Genomic DNA, 7,963 nt, shown 5'->3' on the forward strand with positions numbered 1-7,963 from the left:
ACACGCGTGAGATCGTGATGCTGCGCGAGCTCATGGAGTCGGACGACTTCCAGGATACGGACGCAAGACTCGCGCTCGCGCTCGGCAAGAATATCGGCGGCGAGTCCGTCATCGTCGATCTCTCACGCATGCCGCATCTCCTCATCGCCGGCACCACCGGCTCGGGCAAGTCGGTCGGCATCAACACCATGATCCTGTCGCTGCTCTACCGGCTCTCGCCGCATCAGTGCAAATTCATCATGATCGATCCGAAGATGCTCGAGCTCTCCGTCTATGACGGCATTCCGCATCTGCTCGCCCCTGTCGTCACCGACCCGAAAAAGGCGGTGGTCGCGCTGAAATGGACCGTGCGCGAGATGGAGGAGCGCTACAAGCGCATGTCCAAGCTCGGCGTCCGTGACATCAAGGGTTACAACGCCCGCGTCGCCCAGGCCGAGGCCAAGGGCGAAGTCCTCACGCGCACCGTACAGACCGGCTTCGACCGCGCAACAGGCCGCGCGGTCTACGAGCAGGAGGAGATGGACTACGATGCGATGCCCTATATCGTCGTGATCGTCGACGAGATGGCCGATCTGATGATGGTGGCGGGGAAGGATATCGAGGCCGCGGTGCAGCGTCTGGCGCAGATGGCGCGCGCCGCCGGCATCCATCTCATCACCGCGACGCAGCGTCCGAGCGTTGACGTCATCACCGGCACCATCAAGGCAAACTTCCCGACCCGGGTAAGCTTCCAGGTCACGTCCAAGATCGACAGCCGTACCATTCTCGGCGAGCAGGGCGCCGAGCAACTGCTCGGCCAAGGCGACATGCTCTACATGGCCGGCGGAGGACGCATCATGCGCGTGCATGGGCCGTTCGTGTCTGACGAAGAGGTTGAGAAGGTGGTTCGCCATCTCAAGAAGCAGGGCACGCCGGCCTATCTCGATGCCGTTACCGACGATAAGACCAGCGAAGATGGCGACGCGGAGGACGGCGAGGAAGCCTATGGCGAGTCGGGGGACGAACTCTACGACCAGGCCGTGTCCGTCGTGCTCCGTGATCGTAAGGTTTCGACCAGCTACATCCAGCGCCGGCTCGGCATCGGTTATAACCGGGCCGCCACGCTGATCGAGCGCATGGAGAATGAAGAACTGATCGGGCCGGCAAATCACGCCGGCAAGCGGGAGATCCTTGTCGGCGGCGATGAGGGCGCCAACCCCTATTAAACACCCCTGATTTGGCGTTTCGCCAATAAGTTGACCAGATTCCAGGGAATCGTTATCGAGGGGTCGGGGCCATTACACGCGCCGGTCCACGGAGGGGGGTCCGCCTCATGAGCCGCAGAACCGCCGGTCTTTTCTTCTGCCTGCCCGTTGCCCTTGCCGTTACGGCGGGGGTCGCGCTGGCGCAGGAGGGCTCGACCACGGTGCCAAAGAAGTCGCCTCCCGCGACCGCTGTCGCGCCCCAGCAGCAGGCCCCTGCGTCGCCGGTGACGGCACCGCCGCAGACCGAGCTTCGTCCGGCTCAAGATGTCGATGATCCCGCCGCGCCGATTCCGCCCGCCGTGCCGATTCCGCCCGCGGCGGCCGAAGCCGCCGCACCTACCGAAGAGATCACGCCGCCAGTTGTGGACGAGGGCGCCGGTTGGGATGCCGCGGTCGAGGCCGCGCCGGCACCGACGCCTCTGATCGGCGAGGAGCAGGCCCAGGCGGTTGAGCGCATCAACGGCTATTTCAACTCCATCACCAATCTGCAAGGCAGCTTCGACCAGATCGATGCCACCAACAAGCTCACGACCGGTCGCTTCTATGTGCAGCGGCCGGGAAAGATCCGTTTCGATTACGCCCCGCCGAGCGCGCTTCGCATCGTGGCGGACGGGCATTTCCTTGCCATCGAAGACGGGACGCTGAAGACGGTCGAGAAGTACCCGATAGAGTCGACGCCGTTTCGGCTGCTGCTCACAGCCTCGGTCGATCTCAGCCGCGATGCGCGCATCATCGGCGTGGAGCGGCAAGAAGGCACGCTTGCGATTTCGCTCGAGGACAAGTCCGGCTCAGCGGCAGGGCGCATGAAGCTGTATTTCGAAAGTGATCCCGAAATGCAGCTGAAGCAGTGGACCATCAGCGACGCGCAAGGTCTGACCACGACGGTCACGGTCAATGACGTCGTCCCGGGACGAAACGTCGCGACGGACTTCTTTACGTCGAAAGAGAGCTTCCAGCCCTTCCGTTAAGCCAAAAACCGGGTCCGGCGAACTTTCGAAGAAATGCTCGGCGTGCGACAAAAACCAAGTTAAATCAAGTCATTAACTTGTCAACGGCGGCCCCGTTTACGACCTATTAAATTTTTTGACGGGCTCTTGTTGAAATCAGGCGCCGATCTCCTTATTTCTGGCGGTAGAAGCGAACCACATCGCTTTCATCGGTAGTGCCCCCCGTCTAGCCGAAGATGTGGTTTGCTCGCGCCGGTTCCCTCCCGGCGCGCGCGCAAAAAACGCGCACTTCTGGCGCCCAGCCACGCGCAGCGGCTGGGCGCCTACTTATTTTTGGGGTTGCCTTCATCACGCAGAACTCCGTCTAGCTAAGCCGGTGCCTCCCGCTCCAGCCCGATCTCCCATGCGCTTCCGCCTCGCCACCTGGAACATCAACTCCGTGCGCCTGCGCCTCGATCTCGTCGAGCGCTTCGTCGCTTCCTACGGTCCGGATGTGTTGTGTTTGCAGGAGATCAAATGCATCGATGATTCCTTTCCCGAACTCCAGCTGCGCACGCTTGGCTTCGATCATGTCGCGGTGTGCGGGCAGAAGGGCTATCACGGCGTCGCGACCCTCTCCCGCTTGCCCTTCACGCAGCTCGAGCGCCGCGACATTTGCGGCCGTGGGCATGCGCGCCATCTCTCCGTCGCCCTCGGCGAGACTGCCAACGGGGGAAATCCTATCGTCCTGCATAATGTCTACGTGCCCTCGGGTGGCGATATTCCCGATCCCGTGCTCAACCCGAAATTTCGCCACAAGCTCGATTTCCTCGACGCGATGAAAACATGGTTCGGCGGCATGCCGGACAAGCGCACGAATCGCATGGTTATGGTCGGCGATCTCAACGTGGCACCGCTGCCAACTGATGTCTGGTCGCATAAACAGCTCTTGAAGGTGGTGAGCCACACGCCGGAAGAGGTCGAGCGCCTGGAGGCAGTTCAGGCCTCCCATGACTGGGTGGACGTCATGCGCCGGCATGTGCCGGCCGACGAAAAGCTCTACACTTGGTGGAGCTATCGCAATCGCGATTGGCGCGCCTCCAATCGCGGACGGCGGCTCGATCATATTTGGGCAACACCGGCGCTGGACGGCGCAACCGTCGACATGCGCGTCATCGACGAGACGCGCGATTGGCCGCGGCCTTCGGACCACGTACCCGTTATTGCCGACTTCGTGATCGATGATTGACTAAGGGACGAGCTTGTAGCCGCCGGTCTCGGTGATGAGCAGCTCGGCCTGCGAGGGATCCTTTTCGATCTTCTGCCGCAGGCGATAGATATGCGTCTCTAGCGTGTGGGTGGTGACGCCGGCATTGTAGCCCCACACTTCGTGCAGGAGCACGTCGCGGGTGACGACACGCTCGCCCGCGCGATAGAGATATTTCAGGATCGAGGTCTCTTTCTCGGTGAGACGAACCTTGCCGCCGACGCCGTCGATCAGCATCTTCGCAGCGGGCTTGAAGGTATAGGGCCCGATCGCGAAGACCGCATCCTCGCTCTGCTCATGCTGGCGGAGCTGGGCGCGAATGCGGGCGAGGAGCACGCCGAGCCGAAATGGCTTCGTCACATAGTCGTTGGCGCCCGACTCTAGGCCGAGGATTGTGTCTGAATCGGAGGTCTGCGCCGTGAGCATGACGATGGGCCCCTTGAAGCCGCCCCGGCGCAGGAGCTTACAGGCCTCGCGGCCATCGAGATCCGGCAGGCCGACATCGAGAAGGATCAAATCGACATGACCGTTGCGCGCAAGCTTCACGCCTTCGGAGGCGGTCGCTGCGAGCTCGGTCTCGAATTCCTCGTGCAAGCCCAATTGCTCGCTCAAGGATTCGCGAAGCCCGTCGTCATCATCGATGATGAGAATCTTGCGTGCGTTGCTCACCAGGCGGCCCTGACTTGCTCCCGTTGGCTGACGTTGTAAGCGTGGCGTGGCCTTCGGACAAGCTTATCGCTCGCTTCTGCGAGGGGAGGTCTATCAAACGATGAGGGTTAAGCGATCGCAACTCATCGTGATCCGGCGGGCGCCCGGCAATCCGAGGCAGGCCCGGGTGCAGCTCGCCCATGGCGTGGTCACTGCTGCGGTCGGACGCGGCGGCATCTTAGGCCTCAAGCGGGAAGGCGACGGCGGCACGCCGCGCGGGCGATTTCCTCTCCGCATGGCCCTTTATCGGGCCGACCGAATGCAGCGTCTGCGGACCGTTTTACCGCTTCGCGCCATTCGAGATGGTGACGGTTGGTGCGACGATCCACGAGACGCGAATTACAACAGGCTCATCACGCTTCCCTGCGCGCGCAGCGCGGAGGGGCTGAAGCGCAAGGATCATGTTTACGATCTGATCGCGGTGCTTGGATATAATGACGGGCCGCGCGTGAAAGGCCGTGGCAGCGCAATCTTCATGCATCTTGCGCGCGCCGGTTATTCCCCGACCGAAGGCTGCATCGCGCTGTCGCAACGCGACCTGACACGGCTTCTCGCGCAGATGCGGCCTGGGACGCGTGTCGTCGTGCTGGGATGATGTGCTATGCGTCCCCCGGCGGGCGGGCGCCATAGATCGCGGCGCCGACCCGGACATAGGTGGCGCCGAAGGCAATGGCGCGGGCGAAATCGCCGCTCATGCCCATGCTCAACTCCTTCAACCCGAGTTCGCCGGCAAGTTTCTGCAGCAGCGCGAAATGCAAACCCGGCTCTTCGTCGAAGGGCGGGATGCACATGAGGCCGTCAATGGTGAGCCCTAGCGTATCGCGGCAGAGCGCGACGAAATCCTTGTTCTCCGCCGGAAGCACGCCAGCCTTCTGCGTCTCCTCGCCGGTATTGACCTGTACGAAGAGGCGAGGGCGCTTTCCCATCTCAGCCATTTCTTCGGCGAGCGCGCGGGCGATCTTGGGCCGATCGACGCTCTCAATGACATCGAACAGAGCGACGGCCTCTTTCACCTTATTCGATTGCAGCGGGCCGATGAGATGCAGCTCGACATCGGGATGGCGCTCTTTCAATTCCGGCCATTTACTCTTGGCCTCCTGCGCGCGGTTCTCGCCGAACACGCGCTGGCCGGCGAGGATGCTCTGCTCGATGAGGGCGGTCGGGACGGTCTTCGTCACCGCGACCAACTGCACTGAGGCAGGATCGCGACCGGCGGCCTCGGCTGACAGGGTGATCTCATGCTGCACGACATGCAGCCGGGGTGGGATATCGACCGGCGTGATGGACATGACCGCAAGGGGCCCCACGGCGGCTCCGCCGTCAAGGCCCCCCGCGTCCCTCGGCCCGTTGACCCGGAACGGCCTTTCATGGCCTAGTCCCAACGCTCTGGGCGGACTGAAAAGCAAAGCAAATGACCATTGAGCGCTATGACGCGCCGGCGCGCGAAAAGCACTGGCAGGCGATCTGGGAGGAGCGGGGGATCTTTCGCGCCGACGAGAACGAATCGCGCCCCAAATATTATGTTCTTGAAATGTTCCCCTACCCGTCGGGGCGCATCCATATGGGCCATGTGCGCAATTACACGATGGGCGACGTGGCGGCGCGCTTCATGCGGGCGCGGGGCTACAACGTGCTGCATCCGATGGGTTGGGACGCATTCGGATTGCCCGCGGAGAACGCCGCCATCGAGCGCGGCGTGCATCCGGCGAAATGGACCTACGACAACATTGCCACCATGCGCGGCCAGCTCAAGAGCATGGGCCTGTCGCTCGATTGGTCGCGCGAGCTCGCGACCTGCGATCTCGAATATTATCACCAGCAGCAGAAGCTGTTTCTCGATCTCTTCGCCGCCGGTCTCGTCGACCGCAAGACGCGCAAGGTGAACTGGGATCCGGTCGATCACACGGTGCTCGCCAACGAGCAGGTGGTCGATGGCAGGGGCTGGCGCTCCGGCGCGCTCGTCGAGCAGCGCGAGCAGCCGGAATGGGTGTTCAGGATCACGGCCTTCGCTGACGATCTGCTTGCGGGCCTCGACGGGCTTGAGCGTTGGCCGGACAAGGTGCGGCTGATGCAGGCGAACTGGATCGGGCGCTCGGAAGGTCTGCTCATCCGCTTCGAGACCACGGAAAACTCCGCGCCGAAAAATCACGACGTGCTCCTCGTCTTCACGACGCGGCCCGACACGCTGTTCGGCGCAACGTTCCTCGCCATCGCGCCGGATCACCCGCTCGCCAAGTCCATCGCAACGACGAACGCCGACGCCGCCACTTTCATCGCGGAGTGTCAGCGCGGGGGCACCACCGCGGCCGAGCTCGAGACGCAGGAGAAGCGGGGCTTCGATACCGGTGTGCGCGTGAAGCATCCCATCATCGAGGGCGCGGAGCTTCCCGTTTACGTCGCCAACTTTATCCTCATGGAATACGGCACCGGCGCTGTCTTCGGCTGCCCCGCGCACGATCAGCGCGACCTCGAATTCGCGCGCGCCTACGGGCTGCCCGTCATTCCCGTCATGCTGCCGCCGGGCGCCGATGCTGCCAACTTCACCATCGGCGACGATGCCTATACCGGCGACGGTACCATGATTATCTCAGGCTTCCTCAATGGGTTAACCGTCGATGTCGCGAAAGAGGCCATGGCCGAGCACCTCACTCGGCGGACGCTAAAGGGCGCGCCGGTGGCTGAGCGGCGAACCCTATATCGCTTGCGTGACTGGGGCATCTCCCGGCAGCGCTATTGGGGCTGCCCCATCCCGATGATCCATTGCGAAATCTGCGGGATCGTGCCGGTGCCGGCCAAGGATCTGCCGGTGAAGCTGCCGGAGGATGTGACCTTCGACGTCCCCGGCAATCCGCTCGACCGCCATCCGACCTGGCGCGAGGTGACGTGCCCGCAATGCGGAGGACCGGCGCGGCGCGAGACGGACACGATGGACACGTTCGTCGATTCGTCCTGGTACTTCGCGCGCTTCTGCTCGCCGCGCGCGCATGTTCCGACCGACACCAACGCGGTCGGCTACTGGCTGCCCGTCGACCAATATATCGGCGGCGTCGAGCACGCGATTCTGCATCTCCTCTACGCACGCTTCTTCACCCGCGCGATGCAGAAGACCGGGCACGTCAATCTCGACGAGCCGTTCAAAGGTCTCTTCACCCAAGGCATGGTCACGCACGAGACCTACAAGGATGTGGCCGGCAAGTGGGTCTTCCCCGAGGAGGTCGCCTATCGCGAGGGCGCCGCCGTGCACGCCGCGACCGGCGAGCCGATCAGCGTGGGCGCGGTCGAATCGATGTCGAAGTCGAAGAAGAACGTGGTCGATCCCGACAACATCATCGAGCGCTACGGCGCGGACACGGCGCGCTGGTTCATGCTCTCCGACACGCCGCCCGAGCGCGACATCGAATGGACCGCCGGCGGGGTCGAGGGCGCCTACCGCTTCCTGCAACGTGTCTGGCGTCTGGTCGGCGAGGCCGTGGCGAAGGGGGCTGCGGCAGGCACCCCGCAGCCCGGGCAATTCGGGCCGGACGCGGAGGCTTTGCGCCGCGCTTCGCATCGCAGCCTCGCGTCCGTCACCCTCGCGATCGAGAAGCTGCGCTTCAACTCGGCGGTGGCCCATATTTACGAGCTCGCAAACGCCCTGTCGCAGGCCCTGCAAAACACCGAAAACCCGGCCGATGATCTCCGTTACGCCTTGCGCGAATCGGCGGAAATCCTTGCCCGTATTGCCGCCCCAATGGTGCCCCATCTTGCCGAGGAATGCTGGGCTCTGCTTGGGCACCGGGGCCTTGTGGCCGAAGAGCCTTGGCCTTTGGCCGATCCTG

The 7,963-nt window shown here is 63.3% G+C and carries 7 protein-coding genes; 5 read left to right on the forward strand and 2 right to left on the reverse strand.

Features of this window, described 5'->3' with window-relative positions; genetic code table 11:
- The 3 genes from ACR2J1_RS05875 to ACR2J1_RS05885 all read left to right on the forward strand — a co-directional run.
- The coding region (locus ACR2J1_RS05875; protein ID WP_434018406.1) for a DNA translocase FtsK at positions 1 to 1,205 on the forward strand (1,205 nt) is incomplete at its 5' end.
- A gap of 107 nt (positions 1,206 to 1,312) precedes the next feature.
- Positions 1,313 to 2,212 (forward strand): LolA family protein, encoded by a 900-nt coding sequence (locus tag ACR2J1_RS05880; protein WP_434018407.1) that lies wholly within the window; start codon positions 1,313 to 1,315, stop codon positions 2,210 to 2,212.
- Positions 2,213 to 2,594: 382 nt separating this feature from the next.
- Positions 2,595 to 3,419 (forward strand): exodeoxyribonuclease III, encoded by an 825-nt coding sequence (locus ACR2J1_RS05885; protein WP_434018408.1) that lies wholly within the window; start codon positions 2,595 to 2,597, stop codon positions 3,417 to 3,419.
- Here ACR2J1_RS05885 and ACR2J1_RS05890 read toward each other — a convergent pair whose 3' ends face one another.
- A complete protein-coding gene (locus tag ACR2J1_RS05890) occupies positions 3,420 to 4,106 on the reverse strand; it encodes a response regulator transcription factor (RefSeq protein WP_434018409.1) in 687 nt (228 codons plus the stop codon). It lies immediately after the preceding gene.
- Between the two features lie 100 nt (positions 4,107 to 4,206).
- Between ACR2J1_RS05890 and ACR2J1_RS05895 the strand changes: the two genes are divergently transcribed.
- Positions 4,207 to 4,740, forward strand: a complete 534-nt coding sequence (locus ACR2J1_RS05895; RefSeq protein ID WP_434018410.1) for a L,D-transpeptidase family protein — start codon at positions 4,207 to 4,209, stop codon at positions 4,738 to 4,740.
- Positions 4,741 to 4,744: 4 nt separating this feature from the next.
- On the opposite strand, the gene ACR2J1_RS05900 is transcribed toward ACR2J1_RS05895, so the two are convergent.
- On the reverse strand, positions 4,745 to 5,434 hold the full coding sequence (locus tag ACR2J1_RS05900) for a YggS family pyridoxal phosphate-dependent enzyme (RefSeq protein WP_434018412.1): 690 nt from the start codon (positions 5,432 to 5,434) through the stop codon (positions 4,745 to 4,747).
- Positions 5,435 to 5,556: 122 nt separating this feature from the next.
- Here ACR2J1_RS05900 and leuS point away from each other — a divergent pair.
- Positions 5,557 to 7,963 (forward strand): leucine--tRNA ligase (leuS, locus tag ACR2J1_RS05905; RefSeq protein WP_434018411.1); only part of this gene is annotated, 2,407 nt, incomplete at its 3' end.

The sequence above is a fragment of the Methyloceanibacter sp. genome (genome assembly GCF_050999895.1).
GTDB lineage: Bacteria > Pseudomonadota > Alphaproteobacteria > Rhizobiales > Methyloligellaceae > Methyloceanibacter.